At 34.3% G+C, this 22,166-nt stretch carries 18 protein-coding genes and 1 pseudogene; 6 read left to right on the top strand and 13 right to left on the bottom strand.

Translation table 11 applies throughout. The features are described from left to right. Positions 1-93: 93 nt before the first annotated feature. Together F6K06_RS22530 and F6K06_RS34160 are read right to left on the bottom strand one after the other, a co-directional pair. Positions 94-384: a hypothetical protein gene (locus F6K06_RS22530; RefSeq protein WP_287243270.1), complete on the bottom strand. Its 291-nt coding sequence runs from the start codon at positions 382-384 to the stop codon at positions 94-96. A gap of 424 nt (positions 385-808) precedes the next feature. Next, positions 809-913 carry a helix-turn-helix domain-containing protein gene (locus tag F6K06_RS34160; RefSeq protein ID WP_161564595.1) on the bottom strand — a complete coding sequence of 35 codons (105 nt, stop codon included), beginning with the start codon at positions 911-913 and terminating at the stop codon, positions 809-811. 406 nt (positions 914-1,319) lie between these two features. Here F6K06_RS34160 and F6K06_RS22525 point away from each other — a divergent pair, with 406 nt between their 5' ends. Beyond that, positions 1,320-2,468: a J domain-containing protein gene (locus F6K06_RS22525; protein ID WP_124145717.1), complete on the top strand. Its 1,149-nt coding sequence runs from the start codon at positions 1,320-1,322 to the stop codon at positions 2,466-2,468. A gap of 360 nt (positions 2,469-2,828) precedes the next feature. Here F6K06_RS22525 and F6K06_RS22520 read toward each other — a convergent pair whose 3' ends face one another. After that, positions 2,829-3,011 carry an EAL domain-containing protein gene (locus tag F6K06_RS22520; RefSeq protein ID WP_124145718.1) on the bottom strand — a complete coding sequence of 61 codons (183 nt, stop codon included), beginning with the start codon at positions 3,009-3,011 and terminating at the stop codon, positions 2,829-2,831. A gap of 4 nt (positions 3,012-3,015) precedes the next feature. Between F6K06_RS22520 and F6K06_RS22515 the strand changes: the two are divergent. The 3 genes and pseudogenes from F6K06_RS22515 to F6K06_RS22505 all read left to right on the top strand — a co-directional run. Further along, positions 3,016-3,652, top strand: a pseudogene (locus F6K06_RS22515) (aldo/keto reductase); the annotation flags it as partial. A 335-nt stretch (positions 3,653-3,987) separates the two neighbouring features. Next, positions 3,988-4,269, top strand: coding sequence for a DUF2470 domain-containing protein (locus tag F6K06_RS22510; RefSeq protein ID WP_124145719.1), 282 nt, complete (start codon positions 3,988-3,990; stop codon positions 4,267-4,269). A gap of 274 nt (positions 4,270-4,543) precedes the next feature. Further along, entirely contained in the window at positions 4,544-5,110 is a 567-nt protein-coding gene (locus tag F6K06_RS22505; protein WP_192901147.1) for a Uma2 family endonuclease, read from the top strand. Between the two features lie 1,618 nt (positions 5,111-6,728). Here F6K06_RS22505 and F6K06_RS22500 read toward each other — a convergent pair. The 10 genes from F6K06_RS22500 to F6K06_RS22455 form a co-directional block, all read right to left on the bottom strand. Then, a complete protein-coding gene (locus tag F6K06_RS22500; protein WP_124145721.1) occupies positions 6,729-6,920 on the bottom strand; it encodes a hypothetical protein in 192 nt (63 codons plus the stop codon). Positions 6,921-6,975: 55 nt separating this feature from the next. Further along, positions 6,976-9,468: an ATP-dependent DNA helicase RecG gene (gene recG / locus F6K06_RS22495; RefSeq protein WP_287243267.1), complete on the bottom strand. Its 2,493-nt coding sequence runs from the start codon at positions 9,466-9,468 to the stop codon at positions 6,976-6,978. A 1,309-nt stretch (positions 9,469-10,777) separates the two neighbouring features. Next, positions 10,778-10,942: a hypothetical protein gene (locus tag F6K06_RS22490; RefSeq protein ID WP_287286931.1), complete on the bottom strand. Its 165-nt coding sequence runs from the start codon at positions 10,940-10,942 to the stop codon at positions 10,778-10,780. 6 nt (positions 10,943-10,948) lie between these two features. Further along, entirely contained in the window at positions 10,949-11,941 is a 993-nt protein-coding gene (locus F6K06_RS22485; RefSeq protein WP_287243265.1) for a hypothetical protein, read from the bottom strand. Positions 11,942-12,243: 302 nt separating this feature from the next. After that, positions 12,244-12,903 carry a translation elongation factor Ts gene (gene tsf / locus F6K06_RS22480; protein ID WP_124145724.1) on the bottom strand — a complete coding sequence of 220 codons (660 nt, stop codon included), beginning with the start codon at positions 12,901-12,903 and terminating at the stop codon, positions 12,244-12,246. Between the two features lie 426 nt (positions 12,904-13,329). After that, complete coding sequence (rpsB, locus tag F6K06_RS22475; RefSeq protein WP_124145725.1) at positions 13,330-14,151, bottom strand: 30S ribosomal protein S2; 822 nt, start codon at positions 14,149-14,151, stop codon at positions 13,330-13,332. Between the two features lie 870 nt (positions 14,152-15,021). After that, positions 15,022-16,494, bottom strand: coding sequence for a glycosyltransferase family 39 protein (locus tag F6K06_RS22470; protein WP_124154311.1), 1,473 nt, complete (start codon positions 16,492-16,494; stop codon positions 15,022-15,024). A gap of 277 nt (positions 16,495-16,771) precedes the next feature. Then, entirely contained in the window at positions 16,772-17,437 is a 666-nt protein-coding gene (locus tag F6K06_RS22465; protein ID WP_124145726.1) for an HAS-barrel domain-containing protein, read from the bottom strand. A gap of 866 nt (positions 17,438-18,303) precedes the next feature. Continuing rightward, positions 18,304-18,498, bottom strand: coding sequence for an NAD(P)H dehydrogenase subunit NdhS (locus tag F6K06_RS22460; protein ID WP_124145727.1), 195 nt, complete (start codon positions 18,496-18,498; stop codon positions 18,304-18,306). Positions 18,499-18,586: 88 nt separating this feature from the next. Continuing rightward, positions 18,587-19,657: an Mrp/NBP35 family ATP-binding protein gene (locus F6K06_RS22455; protein WP_287243262.1), complete on the bottom strand. Its 1,071-nt coding sequence runs from the start codon at positions 19,655-19,657 to the stop codon at positions 18,587-18,589. Positions 19,658-20,160: 503 nt separating this feature from the next. Here F6K06_RS22455 and hemF point away from each other — a divergent pair. Both hemF and F6K06_RS22445 read left to right on the top strand, forming a co-directional pair. Then, positions 20,161-21,195, top strand: a complete 1,035-nt coding sequence (gene hemF, locus F6K06_RS22450) for an oxygen-dependent coproporphyrinogen oxidase (protein ID WP_124154308.1) — start codon at positions 20,161-20,163, stop codon at positions 21,193-21,195. Between the two features lie 68 nt (positions 21,196-21,263). Then, on the top strand, positions 21,264-21,638 hold the full coding sequence (locus F6K06_RS22445) for an STAS domain-containing protein (protein ID WP_124145730.1): 375 nt from the start codon (positions 21,264-21,266) through the stop codon (positions 21,636-21,638). Positions 21,639-22,166: the final 528 nt, after the last annotated feature.

Raw genomic sequence — 22,166 nt, 5'->3', positions numbered from 1 at the left:
TTTTGACTATCCTAGCTTGTTTAGCTTGAAAAAAATCTGGATATGGCCTACTTTGTTTAATCTTACATCCAACCTACCTGAGGCAGTTTAACTCTATATATTGCCTAAGCAATTTTTCAGCATTGCTGGAAAAATAAAACTTCTCAGTTTTTTCTTAAACCTTGGATAACTTTTTCCTTGAGATTTCATATCAGAAAAAGCTCGATCTAAAGTCTTTAAAGTTTGTTGTAAAACTTGGGCATTTACTAAATTAAAGTTAGTCTTAGTTTTCTTCGCTATTGTTAAGTTTTTTGCTTGATGATTATAATTAGGATAAGCTGCATCACCAGAAATAATATATTCAGCAACAATTGATACTAACTCTGATGAAGTAAAACTAATCATCAAATAATAACCACTAGCTTTTTTGACTATCCTAGCTTGTTTAGCTTGAAAAAAATCTGGATATGGCCTACTTTGTTTAATCTTACATCCAACCTACCTGAGGCAGTTTAACTCTATATATTGCCTAAGCAATTTTTCAGCATTGCTGGAAAAATAAAACTTCTCAGTTTTTTCTTAAACCTTGGATAACTTTTTCCTTGAGATTTCATATCAGAAAAAGCTCGATCTAAAGTCTTTAAAGTTTGTTGTAAAACTTGGGCATTTACTAAATTAAAGTTAGTCTTAGTTTTCTTCGCTATTGTTAAGTTTTTTGCTTGATGATGATAATTAGGATAAGCTGCATCACCAGAAATAATATATTCAGCAACAATTGAACAACTATTAATTGGTGATTTTTTTGAACTTAGCCAGTTTTTCCGCTCTCTTAGTGCGAATTATACACGCTTTTGCAAACATCAAGAATCTGATTAATTTCTACTTCTTGATGTTTAGTCGGTTTAAGCTTGTATTGGTAAGTTAGAGTAATCAAGTATCCGTTTATTTTTTTCTGAATTTAAAGGTGCAGTTATAACACAAAGACAAATCTTTCACCTGTCGCAATGAATATATTTTCTGGTTGCAATTCACCTCCCGCTAAATCGAAGATGATAATGGGAGATGAATTGCAACATTTTCAGATAGACTCATAAGAGTAATATGGCATTTTTCTTACTTTAAAGTCAAAATGGAACTAATTGTCTATGAGTTTTGTTTCATGTATCAAATATTGAGTTGGTTACTACATAGAGTAATGATGAATCAAAGAGGAAATGTTTTTCCCACTCTTCTCGGCGGCCTTTTCCCTGTCATATAATACCAACCTCAAAAAATAAGGCTTTCGATAACGTCACACCACTAAATTCCTAATTGTCCTAATTACTGATTATTTTTCTAATGTGGATGAGATAAATCAATACTATAAAATTTTAGAACTTGAGCCTGGTGCCTCTCTAGATCAAGTGAAACAAGCTTACCGAGATTTAGCCTTTGTCTGGCACCCAGACCGCTTTGCCCAAAATACTCGTCTCCAAGCAAAAGCTCAAATTCGTCTCAAAGAGATTAATGAAGCTTACGGAAAATTACGGTATTTTTTGAATGATTCTCAACCACAAACTATTCCGAAACGAAAAACTCCCAGTCAAACACAATACTCATCACCTCGTCGTCCACCTTCTCCTCAACCTTCCCCCTCTCCTCAAAGGCCAGAAAATTCTAACGCTAATAATCATTTTCAACAGTTCTCTGTCCACACTCATCAACCACATTCAGCAACTTTCAGTATTCCTTGGGGTAGTTTAATTGCCACTTTCCTGTTTTATGCTTTGACTGCCTGGGTATTAGTTATTTACAAAGCTCCTGTCTGGAGTTGGGCCGTGGTTGAGGGCGTGGCATGGATGGGAATGACTGTTTTGGCAATTGAAGGAACGGGTTCTCAAAGATGTTGGGTGATCGCTTTATTGGGTGCTGGAGGGGGAGCAGGTTGGATAGCTGGAAATTCTGTGGGAGGTATAATCACTGCTTTGGCATGGGCCATGGTTGGATGTAGTCTAGGGTTAATTGCTGGCACTGAACCTAAGGCCAGGACAGTTGCTGCTGTGGTGACTATTGATGGAGTAATTGCTTTGGGAGGATTTTTGGCTGGTAATGGGGCTGAAAATGTATTATTGGTGATTGTTGGTTCTATTATTTGGGCTGCTGCTGGATTTATTTTTGGGACAATAGTAGATGCTGTGATTGGTTTGAAGACTGGTACTGGTGTTGGCAGTATGCTTGGGTTTATTGTGGGAGCTTGGGTTGGAGCTTGGTCTGCAGCTTGGAATTCTACTCGGTCTAAAGCTGTGGCGATCGCTTTGGCTAGTGCTGGGCCTAATATTATTGTTGGGTTATGGGTAGCTATTGGTATTGTGGCAGGAGTAGTTGCTCAAATGGTTGCGGGAGAAAAGTTGATAGAGTTGTTTAATGGATTTTCTACTTTTTTGATTTTAGCTATTATTTCTGGATTAGGTTTAGGTTTTGGCTGGTGGCTTTCCACAATTATAGTGTGATTTATGACTTCTTCAGCTTTGCTCTTTCCCTTCTACTTTCAGGTGATTTTATACCAAATTGATAAATGTTTGCTACAAATATCTAGGGTATTTCGTAATAATTCAGCAATTCTGAATTCAGCAATTCTGAATGAATAGATTTAATGCCATTTTTAATGTTGTAAATTATCTTTTTCGTCAAATAGACTTTATATGAAACTATGCGCTATGGTGCTGATTATTCGTAACTCTTTTTTGATGCATGGTATTACTCTTTAATAATGAGCTGGTCTCTCATCCTAAAAACCACATATTTCTATGATTTCTTCTTCCTTATTCCTCCTTCCTCCTTCCTCCTTCCTTCTTCTTTCTTCTTTGTCTTTAAATGCTAGGGAATTTTGATAGTTGATTAGTTTTTAATAAATTTTCAAACTTGGATGTGGGTAATGGAGCACTGAAGAAATAGCCTTGAATTTTGTCACAGTCATATTTACGAAGAAAGTCTAATTCGGATTGAGTTTCTACTCCTTCAGCAACTACTTTTAAGTTTAAATTATGAGCCATTATTCAAAATAAAAGTTATTTGGATGCTCTTAATTATATGTCGGAGCTTCAGTCGGAGGGAAAAATTAAGCATTTGGCTTTAACTAATTTTGATACTGAACATTTGAAAATTATTATTGAAAGTGGAATTAAGATAGTCTCTAATCAAGTTCAATTTTCTCTAGTAGATCGTCGTCCTTTAATAGAAATGGTACAGTTTTGCCAAGAGCATAATATTCAGCTTTTGGCTTATGGTACATTATGCGGTGGTTTGCTCTCAGAAAAATATTTAGTATTTAGATTCTTCAGAACCTCATCCAAAAGACCTCAATACTGTTAGTTTGAAAAAGTATAAAAAGATGGTTGATACTTGGGGTGGTTGGAGTTTATTTCAAAAATTATTAAATCTGCTAAAAAAAATTGCTGATAAACACAAAGTTAGTATTTCAAATGTGGCAGTTCGCTATATTTTAGAACAGCCTTCTGTGGCAGGTGCTATTGTCGGAGCAACGCTGAGTATTTCAGAAAATTTGCAAGATAATTCTCGGGTGTTTCATTTCAATTTAGATGTAGAAGATTATCAGCAAATTGATAATTTAAGTAGGGAGTCACGGAATTTGTTTAAAATTATTGGTGACTGTGGTGATGAATATCGAAGATAGGAGTCATGAAACATAAGTCAAAATACATGAGACAGGAGGCAGAAAATTAACTAAGCACTCAGAAGTTAGAATAAAATTATTAGGACTTATGCAGTACAATGTATCTCCATCATTGCAACCGACAGGGTTTGCGTAGCAGTCCGGAACGGAAAGCAATCTCAAATCCTAATTTTTCGTACCTTATGCATTTTACTTTCATCTGGGAATATGGTTGATATTAAGATTTTTCTAGATGTTTATAGCTCAATCTATAGTTCTCTTACCTAGTTTTTTTAGATTAAGTTTTTGAGCTTGTTTTATATTTAAAAATAATACTCATAAAAAGATTTGAAAATATGACTAATTCATTTACTTCAGAAATTAGTGCTCGCATTTGTTCCCATATGAATGAAGACCATGCAGATGCTGTACTTCTTTATGCTCAAAAATTTGGTAGTTCTGCCAATGCTACAGCAGCAAAGATGCTTTCTATTGATGCTCAAGGTATGAACTTAACTGCTGAATTTACTGGGGAAAGTTTACCGATAAGGATTGAATTTGACCATACTTTAAAGGATGCTGAAGATGCTCATCATACTCTTATTGATATGTTGAAACAAGCTCGTGTTCAAGAATGAGACTTGAGCACAAATATAGTAATAATTATTGCTAAAATTGGATTCGCTATTATAGGTATTCGTCTTTTATTTTCTAGTGAATTATACCAATTAAAAAAAAGAATACTACAAAAAGGTAGATATCGATCGGATATGCTAAAAAAAATAGCGACTATAGTTCATTTTAGATAGTTATTTCTATCGTCTACCCCTTTTTTTCAATATTTACCCCTTATTACTTCTTCCCTCTTCCCTCTTCCTTAAATAGTTAAGCTTAAATTGAGGCAAAATAATTATGTTAACTACTGTTAATTCACCCCAACAAGTTACTCTCGAAGAGTTTTTACAATTGCCAGAAACAAAACCAGCAAGTGAATATTTTAACAATCAAATTTATCAAAAACCAATGCCACAAGGAGAACATAGTAGAATTCAAATTTGTCTATCGTCAGCTATTAATCAAGCAGGTGAACCACAAAAGTTAGTAATGGCATTCCCAGAATTAAGATGTACTTTTAACGGACGTTCCATAGTTCCAGATATTTCAGTTTTTGCATGGCAACGTATTCCCACAAAAGCAAATGGTAGAATTGAAAATAGATTTGAAATAGCACCAGATTGGGTAATAGAAATTCTCTCGCCAGACCAAAGTTCTAATCAATTAATTAATAAAATTCTTTTCTGTCTCAATAATGGTACTCAGTTAGGTTGGTTAATAGATTCTGAAGATGAATCTGTAGTGATTTTTCAACCTAACCAACAACCAGAAATTAGGTATAATTCTGATAATTTACCAGTTCTCAATTTATTAACAGATTGGCAATTATCTATTGCAGATTTATTTAGTTGGTTATACAAGTAGTCGCAAAATAAATTTCCTATCATCTATAAATCTTTAAATTACAGCCTATTTCTCTGTTTTGATTTGTCTGGAGCGATCGCTCCATATCTAGAGAAGGGAAAGTAGGTTGCTTTGAGTTGAGTCTTTCTAGACTTTTGAGATTCTACTATTGCGTATGAAAAAATAGTTATGAATAAATTTTTGATTTTGAATTAATAATTAGTTTCTGTTTGTCTGTCTAGAGCGATCGCTCAACATCTGGAGAAGGAAGAGTAGGTTGCTCCTAGTTAACTATTTCCAGACTTTTGAGATTCTACTATTGCGTATGAAAAAATAGTTATGAATAAATTTTTGATTTTGAATTAATAATTAGTTTCTGTTTGTCTGTCTAGAGCGATCGCTCCATATCTAGAGAAGGAAAAGTAGGTTGCTCCTAGTTAACTATTTCCAGACTTTTGAGATTCTACTATTGCGTATAGAAAAATAGTGATGAATAAATTTTTGATTTTGAATTAATAATTAGTTTCTGTTTATTTGTCTGGAGCGATCGCTCCATATCTAGAGGAGGAAAAGTAGGTTGGTCTCAACTGAGTCTTTCGGTGATTTTTGAGATTCTACTATTGCGTATAGAAAAATAGTGATGAATAAATTTTTGATTTTGAATTAATAATTAGTTTCTGTTTATTTGTCTGGAGCGATCGCTCCATATCTAGAGGAGGAAAAGTAGGTTGGTCTCAACTGAGTCTTTCGGTGATTTTTGAGATTCTACTATTGCGTATAGAAAAATAGTGATGAATAAATTTTTGATTTTGAATTAATAATTAGTTTCTGTTTGTTTGTCTGGAGCGCTTGAGATTCTACTATTGCGTATAGAAAAATAGTAGTAAATAAATTTTTGATTTTAAATTAATCAATTAACTCCTGTTTGTTTGTCTAGAGCGATCGCTCAACATCTAGAGAAGGAAAAGTCAGTTGGTCTGAGTTGAGTCTTTCAGTGATTTTTGAGATTCTACTATTGCGTATGGAAAAATAGTGATGAATAAATTTTTGATTTTGAATTAATAATTAGTTTCTGTTTGTTTGTCTGGAGCGATCGCTCAACATCTTCAGAAGAAAAAGTAGTGTCGTGTCAAGCTGAAAATGGTGTATTAAATTTTTGAGTATAATTCTTGCTCTGACTAAGGTTTGGAGAATTTTCCTAAAACACTATTTCAAGCTTGACGCGCTAGTAGTGGACTGACACAGCTTAAATGGTGCATTAGATTCAATTCAAAAGTCAAAAGTCATGCATTCAAAAGTAAGAATTTTCAAGTTAAAAGCTAATGCACAGTTTTAGCTGTGTCAGTCTAGTAGGGTGTGTTAGCGAAGCGTAACGCACCGAAACCCACCCTACTGGACTCGGAAAACTGACAACTTCTGAAAGGTTTTCTACTAATTTAAGTACATAATAATCTTCTCAAATGGCGCGTTACTTCTACTGGACCTTCCCATACTGCTAAAATGGTGCGTTACATTTCATTAACGCACCCTACTGGACTGACACACTCCTGTTTGTTTGTCTAACACAAAATTATGATCTAGATTGAGTTCCTTAGAGATTCAAGATAAGCTTGATATAGCTCATCTGGATTCGTTACTGTCAATTCTGTATGGCCACATTCTCCACAAATAGTTGCCTCAAGAGCCTCTCTGTGTGACCGTTTAAAAATATAGCGTCTGGTTTTTTGAATACTTCAACTTCTAAAGGTGTTATGCTGCCATTGTGCCCCCTATCAATTATCCTGACATTGTGCATTAACTTTTCAGAATTACATTTTGGACATCTTTGCATATCTCTATAATACCTCCTGAAAATTCTAGGATTAATCTATTATAAATATTAAAAATCAATTTAAAATCGACCCCCCCATCATTTTCTGATACCGCCATTCCAACTCCCTCCTCAAAAGAGGCCAACTATTCAAACTTTCATCCTTCTCCATCACCCGAAAAGCAGCACCCCGCGCCAACTCCAAAACCTCCTGGTCCTCAACCAAACTCGCCAAAGCAAAATCCGGCAACCCAGACTGCTTCGTTCCCAAAACCTGACCAGGTCCCCGCAAACGCATATCCATCTCCGCAATAAAAAATCCATCCTGAGACTGCTCCAACACTTTCAAACGTTCAGTAGCATCAGTGGAACCCGCACCCCTCATCAACAAACAATAAGACCGATGGACACCACGACCCACTCGCCCCCGCAACTGATGTAACTGAGATAAACCAAACCTTTCTGCATTTTCAATCAACATTACTGTGGCATTCGGCACATCTACTCCTACTTCCACCACAGTTGTAGATACTAAAATCTGAGTTTGATTATCCCGAAATGCACTAATTGTTTGGTCTTTTTCTACACTTGTCATTCTGCCATGAAGTAAACCTATTTTAAATTCTGGGAAAACTTTTTCTGCTAACTTTTGATGTTCTTCAACTGCAGATTTTACATCCAATTTTTCTGACTCTTCAACTAAGGGTAAAACAACATAAACTTGTCTACCTTGAACTATTTCTCGGCGGATTAAATCGTAAGCTTTTTTACGTTGTCTTCCAGTTAAAGTAGTTGTTTGAATTGGTTGTCTTCCTGGTGGTAATTCATCTATTTGACTAACATCCAAATCTCCATGTAATGTCAGAGCTAAAGTTCTCGGAATTGGGGTAGCTGTCATTGCCAAAAAGTGCGGAGATTCACCTTTTTGTTGTAATTTTGCTCTTTGTTGAACACCAAATCTATGTTGTTCATCTATTACTACTAAACCTAATTTGTGAAAATTTACTGCTTCTTGAATTAGAGCATGAGTGCCGACTAATACTGGTAATTCTCCAGTCTCAAGTTGAGAGTGAATTTCTCGACGTTTTGCTACCTTTGTCGAACCAGTTAATAGTTCAACTGGCAAATGTAAAAGATTAAACCAAGCAACTAATTTTTTATAATGTTGTTCTGCTAATACTTCTGTTGGTGCCATTAAAGCAGCTTGATAACCTGCTTGAATTGCTGCTAACATCGCCACAACTGCTACTACAGTTTTTCCTGCTCCTACATCTCCTTGTACTAATCTTTTCATTGATTCAGGTTTTTGTAGGTCATTGAGTATTTCATTAACTACTCTTTTTTGAGCATTAGTTAATGCAAATGGAAGTAATTTATAGAATTGCTCGATTAATTTTCCTGTAGTTGGTAAAGCTATTCCTGTTTCTACTTTTTTTTGTAGTTGCCGACGTTTCAATAATCCTAATTGTAGGTAGAAAAATTCATCAAAAACTAAGCGACGACGAGCTGCTGCTAAACAATCTCGATCTATAGGAAAGTGAATATTTTTAATCGCATTTTTTAAATCTATTAATTGATATTGATTTAGTAATGCTTCAGGCAATGTATCTGATAATTGTTCTGCTGTTGGTAAAACTGTAAATATTGCTCTTCTAACAACATCTGCTCCTACTCCATCTGTTAAGGGATAAACTGGTACTAAACGACCAACTTTCATTGATTCAATTTTACCCCCTTCACTATCAAGAACTTCTATTTCTGGGTTATCTAAATTTTTTCCATATTTGTTTTCTTTAACTAAACCTGAAGCAGCTACTGTTGCACCGACTGGATAGATTTTTTTCTGCTGCATTTGCCAACCTTTATTACTAAATCTAGGTCCGGCAAAAAAGCGACTTATTTTGATTTGACCTGTAGCATCTGTGAGAGTAAGTTCAAGAATGGTTAATTTCTTATTTTTCGGGCTAGAAAAACAGTTAAATCGTTTAACTTTGCCAATTATTGTGACAGTTTCTCCAGGTTCTAGGTCGCGAATATGTACTTGACGAGCATAATCTATATGGTCTCTTGGGTAATAATAAAGTAATTCTCTAACTGTATATAATCCTAATGTCGCTAGGCGATCGCTGTTTCTTTTGCTAATATCTTTGACTTCTGTTAATGGTTGTTCTACATCAAGTTTATCGCTGTATTTTTGAGAAGTAACGGAGTTGCTTTTTAGTGTTTTTTGACTTTTTTCTTCTGATTTAACTCTCTCTTTTTTTATTGTTTCTTCTGGTTTTACACCTTCAGAAATATATTGCATTTTTTGTAAAAAATATTTAGTTATTTCTAGTAATTTTTGTCGCTCTTCTCTGGTCATTTCTGGATAGCTGACAAATTGATTAGATATCTCCTGAAATTGATTTTGATAACCTTTTAATATTATTGGTGACTTGCTCAAACTGATACTTAAAAAGTCATTAAATATATATTGTTTTCCCTGGATATTTTGAAATCCATATTGTACTTCTACTGACAAAGCTTTTTGTAGTCTTTCCCAGTCTATATTTTCTCTTTCGTTATTCATGACATATTATTTCTGTAATATTTTCTTAGTCGCTCATTTATAGAAATTCACACTTAAATAAATATCAGCATTCAGTTTTTTGACTTCTTTTATTTTGCTTTCTTTGAGGAAATCCATTTATATATTTAATGAATTTATTCATTAAATATATATTGTTTTCCCTGGATATTTGGAAATCCATATTGTACTTCTACTGACAAAGCTTTTTGTAGTCTTTCCCAGTCGATATTTTCTCTTTCGTTATTCATAGCATATTGTTTCTATAATATTTTCTTAGTCGCTCATTTATAGAAATTCACACTTAAATAAATATCAGCATTCAGTTTTTTGACTTCTTTTATTTTGCTTTCTTTGAAGAAATCCATTTATCTACCTATAATATATACAGCAGATTGCAGATAAATGAGGTACACATAAGAATGGTCAAGTGTTTGTCGTGTGAGCATCTTGCCCGCGACTGGTGTACCTTACTAATATGAAATACGCTGTAGAATAATATTTTAATCAGAGTTGACTGTAGATTGAGATAGACAAGTTAATAAATTTCATAATTCTGTGCCATTTCACATAAAATTCGTATAACAACCAATAGACATCTCCGGAAAAGAGGGAGTAGAGAGTAGGGGGGAAAGAATTGATGATTTATCTACGATAATTAATTTGGTTTTTTATTATTGGAGATGTCTAATATTTAATACCAAGGATGATAAACTTTTGCTACAAATAGCTAGGATATTTCTTAGGAGTCAACCCACCCCTAACCCCTCCCAGGAGGGGAAGTCAGGAGTCAGAAGTCGTATGGGAATGGCTTCAATACCATTTTTGACCTAGGAAATTCTCTTTTTTCTCCAAGGGACATCTCCTTTAAAGTCTTTTAATCATGCTTATTATTCGTCACATTCTTTTTTCAAAATGGTATAACACCTAATAACTAATTCTCTGCCACCTCACATAAAATTAGTTATCTACCAAATTAATGAATAAGCAAGAAAAAATTAAGAAAAAAACTACTTTTAGGCATGATTTTCCAATTACCTTTTTGTATAATTAATCCATAATAATTAGCATAAATTCTGTCCTCAAATTACTTTAGTGTGAAAATTTTTAGCCCATATAATCTTAATGTATAGCAGAAATTACTTATCTAGGGGATTAGTTATCTAGGAAAGAAAAATATTGCATTGTCTGAATTTTAAGCTTTTGATATATCAAATACAGTAATAGCAACTACTATATTTACCACAAATTTTATCGAATAACTAAGGTTTAAAGCTTAATTAAATCAAGGATAAAAAAGAAAAAAAATTATTTATAGAACTCCGTTCCACTGAAATGACCAAAAAACCTTCGTCCTTCTACTCCTCTTTACTTCTTCTTTCTTCCCTCCTGACTTGGTTCTTCCCCTCCTGGGAGGGGTTAGGGGTGGGTTGACTCCTAAGTAATGAAGATGAATATCATACACGTGCTTCAGCAATACCAATTATTCTTCATACCAACTAGAACGCCATGCTGACTCTGCCTCTATTACAGCTCGTTCACGTTGCTTTTTACGATATTCTCGCTGCAATTGGTTAAGTCTTCGATCAAGGTTACGAATTTTATTACGCCAGGCAGTAACATTAATATCAGTAAATTCTATTTCAGATAATCTGAGATTTACTGCTATAACTTTAGTAACTCTAGAATTTTTTTCCTCTTCTGGATCTTCTGCTTCAATTAATAAATTTAATAAATTAGGTTTTCCACCTAAAGGAGTATCACCTGATTCCATTTTGGTCGCAGCTTCTAAAACTTTTTTCGGTATTTTTTTCGGTAGTATTTCTGCATTTTTAAGGATGCAATTTGCCTGATGAGAAATTTTTTTGAGGATTTCAGGTATTTGCCTTTCTATATTCTCTTGCCAAGATATTAATGTATCTAAATTATCTAATTTATCAATAATATTTTCTGGGGAATTTTCTATTTCTTCTGTTTCAATTTTATTCAAATTTTCTTCTATCTGATCTGCCAATTTTTGCTCTTCATTATCAGATGTTTGAGTTGGAAATAATACAGCAGAATCAAATTCTATGTTTGTCTTTTGGTCTTTTAGTGGGGATGTTACTTCTTGCTGCTCCCCATCTTCTTCACTCAAAAGACTTATCATTAATTCTGGTGCTGAAGTCCCATCTAAATTTTGCTGTTCTTCTGGATTTTGTTCTAATAATTCTTCTAATTCTCTAACTGGTAATTTTGCTATTTCTCGCAACTCTGACTGCATTTTTTGTCGCTGAGGAAATGATAAATTAAGAAAAGCTTCTGGATATCCTTGAGTACATATATGATAACTAGCAAAAATTAATTGTTGGCCTATCCCTTGACCTAATACTTTGAAATAACCTTCATAAGTACCATAAAATTCTTTGGCAATTTCAGCGATCGCTACTTCTATTTCTTTCAATTTTTCCTCTACTTGCCTTGCTGCTCCCACCATAGTGAATTATTTTCTATCTATCAACAATTAAAAATTAAAAATAAACAGATTATCTCTGCTATTTTGTAAGCATTCAGCCGTCAGCTATCAGCATTTCTCTACGGGATGCTACGCAAACAGCTATTGCTTGCGTGTTTTAGATAAAAGCTTTACTAATTGAGGCAGGGTAAATTTTACTATAAAAGCTGACTTTAAATTCTATGTTCATTTAAACCCCCTCTTGAAAGCTAATAGCTGTTTGCGCAGCATTCCACAGGAAATGCTTACGCTATTCTTAATTTTTAATTATGATTATTTATCAATTATTCCTTTGCCATTTGTGCTGCTACTTCTTCAGCAAAATTCTCCTCTTTTTTCTCAATACCCTCTCCCAAAACAAATCGTGTAAAACGACGTACTTGTACTTTTTCACCTAACTGAGCGCTAGTTTCCTTAACCAACTCTGCCACTGTGACATTTTGGTCTTTAATATAAGGTTGATCCATTAATGTTAATTCTTTGAGTCGCTTTTCTATTCTTCCCTGAACTATTTTTTCCCTAATATTTTCCGGCTTTTTACTAAGGTCTTCTCTACCCATTTCTATAGATTTTTCACTCTCCACAAATTCCGTAGGAATCTCATCTACTGAAATATATTCTACCTGTGGACAAGCTGCTATTTGCATAGCAATACTTTTCACTAAATGTTTGAATGCTTCATTCCGGGCAACAAAATCTGTCTGACAATTTACTTCTACTAAAACGCCAATTCTGCTACCTGTATGAATATAACTTTCAACCAGTCCTTCTGCTGCTACTTTACCCTCAAGTTTTCCTGCAGAAGCAATACCTTTTTGTCTTAGCCATTCTGTAGCCTTAGTAATATCGCCATTATTTTGCTCGAGAGCTTTTTTGCAGTCCATCATGCCTGCGCCTGTTGCTTTACGCAATTCTTGAACTAACTTTGCAGATATTTCTGGCATATTTTTTATTCCTCAATTTAACTTGACTACAATTTTAATATTTAGGAATTAATCCTACTTTAGTGCCTTAATTTAAAGTAGGCTTTTTAGAAATAATTTACGTTGTATTTTATCCCTAAAAACCCCACCTCAACTACTCAATAATATTAAAGCATTCAGCTATCAGCAGTCAGCTATCAGCAATTCGTAATTATAGTCATTTTAGTTTAGATTAAGAGAAGTATTTTTTGCGGTGAAAGGGTTTCCGCCGAAAAAGTATTTCATTCTTATTTAAAATGACTATATTCATTACTTCTAAGGTTTTTGTCCTGGAACCCATGGCAGTAACTTTTTATTATTTTTCAATTTTAAAGGTTGCTTTTACGCATACTCAAAATTAATAGCTGATAGCTAATAACTGACGGCTGAATGCTTACCTAGAATTTTTTATTCTTCTTCATTATTTTCTGCTGATGACTCTTCCTGATCATCACTTACATTAAATTCTTCTTCCGCTCCATCATAATCATAATCTTCTTCATATTCTTCATAGCTATCATAATCTTCTTGATCCAGAGTTTCTAGTTGACCATGACGACCTTCATAGATAGCATCAGCCAACTTACCTACTATAAGTTTGATTGAGCGGATAGCATCATCATTAGCTGGAATTGGAATATCAACTTGAGTCGGGTCACAATTCGTATCCAACAAAGAAACTATAGGAATATCCAACTTCTGACATTCTTGAACAGCATTATACTCTCGTCGCTGGTCTACCATGACAACTCCATCTGGCAAGCGACGCATATTTTTAATACCCCCCAGATATTTTTGTAACTTAGCCATTTCACGACGGAGAACCGAAGCTTCTTTTTTCGGGAGTAAATCTAGTGCCCCATTTGCTTCACGACGCTCTAGATCTTTGAGTCTTTCTACCCGAGTTTTAATAGTAGTCCAGTTAGTGAGCATCCCACCTAACCAACGTTGGTTAATATAATAAGCTCCACATCTACTGGCCTCTTGAGCGATAATACCAGCAGCTTGACGCTTTGTACCAACAAATAAGAATTTCTTTCCTTGTTCAGAGGCAGTTCTAATATAGTCGTAAGCTTCTTCCATTAATTGAGCTGTTTGAACAAGGTCAATAATATGAACGCCGTTACGCTCTGTAAAAATATACTGGGACATTCTTGGATTCCAGCGACGGGTCTGATGCCCAAAGTGGACTCCTGACTCTAACAATTGAGCCAAACTAACAACTGGCATAATTATAATCTCCTATTCGGGTTTAATCCTCCATCCAGGTGCATTCTCATAGATTCTTAATCTGTAGAACACCCGACTACCCAGATGTGCGATTTTAGACAACTTTTCTAGTGTATCATATCAAATCCCGTTAAACGGTTATGGAATGGTTAAGTCTTTAGGAGTCAGGAGTCAGAAGTAGAGATAATCACTTTGATGAGCGTAGTTATGACCGAAAAACTTTAGTCTCAAGTCGTAAGCATTCAGTTATTAGCGGTCAGCTATCAGCTTTTTAATAGACATCTCCTCCATGCATAGGGAGTAGGAAGTAGGGAGTAGATTGATAATTGCTTTGCGATAATTGATTTGATTTTTTATTATTGGAGATGTCTAATGAATGAAGCAAGCATTCATTTAATTTCTACTACATTCTCAGCCAGATATTCGTACTCTGAAGCTTTGATAAAATTGCTTTTTTCTCCTTTAAAGGTAATAAAGCTGAATGCTGAATGCTGAATGCTGAATGCTTACTTCAAGTCTCCCTTTTCAAGGGGATAAAAAAAGAGAATATTCTATATTTCAAGCCTCCTTATTGTAGAGGTACTGTTCAACAATTAATAATTAATAATTAATAATTAATAATTACCTCTCTTTGGAAACGGATAGGATTGACTAATCATGAAAATTTTTTCTTGTTTCTCCTTTAAAGGAGAGGCTTTAGACCAGAATTTTTCGGTAACTATTCGGTAACTAATAACTGATAACTGAAATGACAATTGGATATTTTTTTATGTCCAATTCCACCGAATTTGATGTCATATATATCCCTACCAATACTACTAACATTCCAATCTGAAAAAAAATTAATGGTTGCTTGGCAAATTAAAAAGCTTATTTTAAAGACTTTAAAATATAGTGATCGACAGCAGAAATATCATTGCTTTTTGAATAGAATTTGTTTATATATGAGTCAACATCACTAGATGTATATATAAAACCCTTAAATCTACCGATTAAAATTTGTTCAGGGCGATATTTTACAAGTAATTCATATACTTCATCTTGAGTCAGTTGGCCTGTCTTTATGCGCTTAGTAGAGAACACCGCAATTTCTGGAGGAACAAGTAAATCTGCATAAAAACCATAAATTGGAACATCTGTAAATAGCCATTTTGTTGAATCTTTATGCTCTATTAGACGATTTATAACTGCAAATTGTGGTTCATAGTTTTTTTGAAGACTAGGAATATCTTTTGAAACTTTAGGTTTTAATGTTAATAATGCAAATATCATTAAAATCAATGAAATACTTGCCCAAAAATAATTTCCTAATCTAAATTCTCGTTGCTGAAAAAGGTCAAAGAATGGAACAGATGCATAAGCGGCCAACCAAGCCATAGGAATAGCAATGAGACAATAATGATGTGGCCATACTGGTCTATGATTTAAAAGAAGCAATGTTCCTGTTCCTAGCCATGCAACTGGAAATATACCTTCCCATCTATGCCTCACAAAAACTACTAATATACCGAAAATAGCTAAAGAAAATAGATCGTAATCTTTATTGATGATGACTTTACTTAGCTTTTCAAAACCATTTTTCATGGTAAATGCAGCTTGAATTTCTTCTCCAAAATGAGTACCAAAAAGCTGTTCATAGCTTAACTCATTAAATAATAATGAAACAATCAAGAAAATAACAACTAAACTTATTATCCAAAGTAGTAAAGGGTACATCAATTTACTTCTTGGCTTCTGATTTGATTCAACATTAATTTTATTGACATCAAATAGAACAAGTAAAATAATTGGGATTAAAAAAACTGTAAAAAATTTAATTTTTAAAGACAATGCAAAAAGAACACCGGAAATAATCAATAAATATTTTTGCTGACTCTTTTTGTAAATAAATAAAAAGTAGATAGAAATTACGGCTAAAGATAATGAAGGAATTCCGATCATAACAGCACTACTAAATCTGATAAACCCTGATGAAGCAGCCAATGATATTGCTCCAATAAGAGCGGGGAACATTCCTAAAGAAATACGAATAGTTTCAAAGAAAAACCATATTAGTAATGCTGAAAAAGTTACAGTCAAAAGGCGTGCTGAAAAAACAGATTTTCCAACTATACTAAACCATAATGAAAGCAGGGCTGGGAAAAAGAAAGGCTGATCGCTCCAAATTTCTGTCTGCGGTGAGTAGCCTTGCATATAAAGTGAAGCCCTCATTAATTGAAGTCCTTCATCAAAATTGAGTTGAAATTCCTCCTTTAAGGGAACAATCATAGGAACTATTATAATTGCTAATACTAGATACAGTAGAAACAAAGATATGTAAAATACTTTTCGTTTAATCATCATTTTTGAGTTATAAATTTGATTCGTCAACTTAGCTCAAACCCTGATTTAACCTCGCCTTTAATTAAGTTAGAATTCCCCTAAATATAACTGCTTGAATAATTAATAATTATTAATTATTCATTTTTCCAAGCTCCTATCATAGGGAAAAAATATTTTCTTCCAATGGCGTTAATCCTCTCCCTTTTAATAAGAGGGAATTGTTAATTTTTAATTGCTGAAAAAAACCTTATCTTGCCAATCATCCAGCCTCTTAATTATTTACTGGATAAATCAGCTATTAAGGATGTATTTGCCCTAATATTATTTTTAAGCGGTCATAATCATCTCTCAACAAAACACTCATATTTCTACCTGCCTGAACTAACCAATTACGGTCGGCTTTTCTCAGTTGATAAATTTCTCTAATAGTAGCAGCTACTAAAGCATCAACAGGAGCATTAAATAACTGTAATAAAGTCCGCAAAAAATCTAATTTTTCACTAAACCTAACTATTTCTTCTGGTTCACATAAATAAACTGCTTGATGAATTTGAGGTGGACGGGGTGGAAGATATTGGTAAATTCTGCCATTTTCTGCTGTAGAACCATTTAATTCTTCTTGAGACTTAAAACCTACTATTGCTACCCTAAATTCTGTCTTCAACATAGCAAAAATTTGTGGTTGTTCTTCTCGTAATTGAGTTAAAGACATTCCCAAAGCTCTTGCCCTATGTACTGAATCAATAGGCAAGGTAGTTGCATAATAAACCACTCCATAAATCTGATTTCCTGATTGTTCATCCTCCGATTTTACCCAAGTACCAAAAGCAGGCATCATCGGAAAATCTAGCTCATCTGGTTCTAAACATTGAGCCAAAAATTCTGTTGTTGCTGTTTCTATTACTTCAGCTATGTAATTGTTCTGACGATTTGTATTAGCAAATTGGGGTAAAGGAAGACGCATAAGTATATAAGAAGGTGGTAGGTTGTAGGTGGTAACTTGTAGGTTTTAGGTGGTAGATGATTAAGATTTAACCCAAAAACTCATCTTGATGTTTTTCTACAATTAATAATTACCTCTCCTTAAAATTTATAGAATTGGAAAACAGAATTTTTTTCTTGATTTCCACAGGAAATAAAAGACTTTAAACCTGAATTATTAAGTAATGAAAAACAACTTAGTATTTACTAACTAAATTATTTGGCGTTGCTGAGTGGTAATGATTTTGAGATTAACTTTGGGCGCAAAACATCAGTTTTTCAATTTTACCTTCAGCTCATAGACATCTCCAAGAATCAAAAATCAATATCTATATCCCAAAGAAATTATCAATTCTTTCCCCTCTAGGGAGGGGGAGGGGCGAGGGGTGGGTTCCCTACAGCAAAGCTGCCTACTTCCTACTCCCTATGGGTGGAGTAGATGTCTAATTCTCATTACATTTAAGCTAACACCAATTATTTTTTCTTGCCACCTGCCGTTGCATCTACTACAGCGGTTTTCATTTCGGTCACTGTAGTGACATTCCATGGAACTTCCCTACAGGATTTTGATTGTGGCGATGTAATTCATCAATATGAAAAGTGCTGTAACTCTAATTATGAGAGTCTAAATGTTACTAACTTATCCCAAAGTATTGAAGAAGGTTGTAGGTGGTAAATAATTAAGATTTCATCCAAAATATCATACCATTCTTGATGTTTTTCTACAATTAATAATTACCTCTCCTTCAAGTTATATAATTTGTTTTGCTCTTGATTTATTCTTGCAAATAAAAGACTTTCAACCTAAATTGTTCAGTAATGAAAAAAATCTATTATTTACTAGCTAAATTATTTTTTCTTGCGACCTGCCGTAGCATCTACTAACTCTAATTCTGAGAGTCTAAATGTTACTAACTTATCCCAATTTCCACCTTCAAATAATACAGCAGCTTTACCGTCACTTACTCGTTGAACTTGTCCTTGAAATCCATAATAAGTATCACTAATATTTTTAACTTTAACTGCTACACCAGGTAAAATCATTGTTTTCTACTCCTATCAAAAATTTTCTTAATTTTAGGAAAATAAAAGCTTTTCTATTGTAATATTTTTGGCATCTATAAATCTTATTTTATGCCAAAGCTACAACAGAAACTCTACCAGCAATTTTTTGAGCGATCGCTTTCAACTCTTGAGCTGAACTAGAGTTAGGAGCGCCAACTACAATAGGAACTCCACTATCTCCACCTTCTCTGACAGGCATTTCCAAAGGAACACCTCCAAGTAGTGGTACACCTAATTCCTCCGCTGTTCTTTTACCACCACCAGAACCAAAAATGTCATACTTTTTCTCTGGCATATCTGGAGGGACAAAATAACTCATATTTTCAACTATTCCTAATACAGAAACCCCTAACTGCTGAAACATTTTTAGACCTTTGCGAGAGTCTAATAACGCCACTGTTTGAGGAGTTGTCACAATTACCACTCCAGACATAGGCACAGCTTGAGCTAATGTTAATTGAGCATCACCAGTACCAGGAGGCAAGTCTACCAATAAATAATCTAAATCACCCCATTGCACTTGGTACAAAAATTGTCGGATAATTCCATTCAACATCGGACCACGCCAAATTACAGGTTGATCTTTATCAATTAAAAAAGCCATAGAAACCAACTTTACTCCATGATTAAAAGCTGGTTCCAGGACTTCTCCAGACTGTCCTGCTTGTACCATAACTTTAGCATCTGCTAGACCTAACATCGTTGGGTCGTTAGGGCCATAAATATCAGCATCAATCAAACCCACTTTAGCGCCCATTTGAGCTAATGCCACAGCTACATTCACTGCTACTGTGCTTTTACCCACTCCACCTTTACCACTAGAAACAGCAATAATATTTTTCACTCCATCAATACCTTGGCGGTCGGGTATAGTTTTCTGCTGAGGAGTCTCTGCTGTGACATCTACTATAACTTCCTTCACCCCGGGAAGTTGCTTGACAGCTTTTTGACAGTCTTCGACAATAAATTCTCGTAATGGACAAGCTGGAGTTGTCAATACTAAAGTAAACTCAACTTGTCCATCATTAACTTTAATATTGCGAATCATATTCAGTTCTACCAAACTCTTTTGCAGTTCGGGGTCTTGTACTGGTCGTAAAACATCTAAAATAGATTGAGTCTCAGGTATAGTGGACATATAACATCCTTCAAAAATTAAATTTTTATTAAATTATATCTGTTATTTGCAAGATAATGTTAAATTTATCCTTCACTTAATTACTAATAATTAAATTAATTATTAATTTGATATTTTAATAAAAGTAATGAATCTTAACCTAAGAATTAATGTAATTTAGGTCGTCTAGAGAAATGATTGCCAATGAGATAAAAAATTAAATTTAGTAATTAGTAAAAGAATCAATAATAACTAGCTACAAAATCTTTTTTAAGCCATCAATAATTTATCGTCTGCAATATCATAATCATATAGTTTAGATGTAAATCAATAGGCAAGAGTAATTCAATAATTAAGAATTATAGTTGAGTATTTGACATCTTCTGATGACAAGATAGGTTGATTTACTCAAAAAAAACTGGAAAAAACAGGAAAATTTTACTAGACGATCGATAGCATGGTAGGATAAAAAGTCTGGAAAGATACATATAATTTTTAGCCAATTTGAAACACATATTGTACCTATGACAGCTTCCACTGAAACTCAAAAAACAACACCTCTATCTCTATCACTGGGTAGTACCCAAGGTCGAGTCAGTAAATTTATGCAGGATATACAAGATGAAATTTGTCAAGGACTGGAGCAACTAGATGGAATAGGCAAATTTAAAGAAGACCGTTGGGAACGCCCAGGTGGTGGTGGAGGAAGGTCTCGTGTAATTAGAGACGGTGCGGTTTTTGAACAGGGAGGAGTTAACTTTTCAGAAGTGTGGGGAGATAAACTACCACCAAGCATACTAGCACAAAGACCAGAAGCCGAAGGTCATGGTTTTTATGCGACCGGCACTTCAATGGTACTGCACCCTGAAAATCCTTATGTACCAACAGTGCATCTTAATTATCGCTATTTTGAAGCAGGACCTGTATGGTGGTTTGGTGGAGGTATAGATTTAACACCTTACTATCCCTATGCAGAAGACGCAAATCACTTTCATCAAACTATTAAAGCAGCCTGTGACAAAAGCCATAAAGAGTATTATCCTGTATTTAAAAGATGGTGTGACGAGTATTTTTACTTAAAGCATCGTCAAGAAATGCGAGGTGTAGGGGGTATCTTCTTTGATTATCAAGATGGTCAAGGGGAATTATACAAAGGGCCAGATAGTCAAGGACCAGCAGCAATCTATAGTCAGCAGTTAGGAGTTCCTGAATCTCGTAATTGGGAATCCTTATTTACATTTGTACAAAATTGTGGTAGATCATTCTTGCCAGCATATAAAACAATAGTAGAGCGACGGCAACCCATGGAATATGGCGATCGGGAACGCAACTTTCAGCTATACCGACGTGGCCGTTATGTTGAATTTAATCTAGTGTATGACAGAGGTACAATTTTTGGTTTGCAAACCAATGGTCGTACAGAGTCAATCTTGATGTCTTTGCCACCTTTGGTTCGTTGGGAATATGGCTACAGTCCAGAACCCAATACACCAGAAGCTGAACTATATGAAGTATTTTTAAAGCCTCATGATTGGGCTAACTGGAAACCAAATCATTAATTTATCTGAGTTAAACTACAGTTATATGGGCAAACACCATAGTTTATATCATCCCGAGGGAAGGGTCAGTGATTCATATTGAGCAAAAAACCCACACAACTCAGGACGGCACAACAGTAATCGTCCTAGCACCAACTGGACGCTTGGATATCACAACAGCTTGGCAGTTTCGCCTCAAGTTGCAGGAATGTATATCCAAACTAAGTCGTCATGTAGTGGTCAATTTAGGTCAGGTTAACTTTATTGATAGTTCTGGACTTACATCTCTGGTAGCAGGGATGCGAGATGCTGACAAAGTTAAGGGTAGTTTCCGAATTTGTAGTGTTCATCCAGAAGCTAAACTGGTATTTGAAGTAACTATGATGGATTCTGTGTTTGAGATTTTTGAAACAGAACAAGAAGCTCTTGATTATCGTGATGTCCGTGAAGGGAATAGAGCTTAAACAGTGTTGAGTTTAAGCAGAACTTAATCAATTTTATATCTAAACAAACTGTCCAGCAGAGTACTTCTTTAATAAATTCAAATTAGATTGAAATGGGATTACCAAGACCAGTCACAATACAGTAAAAGTATATAGCTGACAAGATGATTGTCAATTAGTCATCATAAATTGTCATTATTTTAGTAAGGGTATGTTGGGTTTTTCAGTCCTATTTACCATTATTATTTAGAACTATTGGTGAATTTTCCTTGGATTAAAGGCTGACAATTTTGTTTAACAAAAAGTTTTATGGTAAATCCACTGAATCTTCTAGAATTGGTGTCAGTAAAAGTTATCATAGTTTTTGTAGAAACTGACTTTTTGTTGATGACTAAATGCAGACATTAATTTGTTCTAGCTTGGCATCAGTTCAAAATCCCCAATCAGAATTTTAATTGCACTTATTTAGAATGTATTATTTTTGCCTTATGGTCTACCTTACTTGCAATTAATGCAAATTCAGTGGGTATGGATTTGTTATTTGGTTAA

The sequence above is a fragment of the Okeania sp. SIO1H4 genome (assembly GCF_010672695.1).
Lineage (GTDB): Bacteria > Cyanobacteriota > Cyanobacteriia > Cyanobacteriales > Microcoleaceae > Okeania > Okeania hirsuta.
The sequence above is the reverse complement of the archived record's forward strand: the minus strand, read 5'-3'. Positions and strand labels throughout refer to the sequence as shown.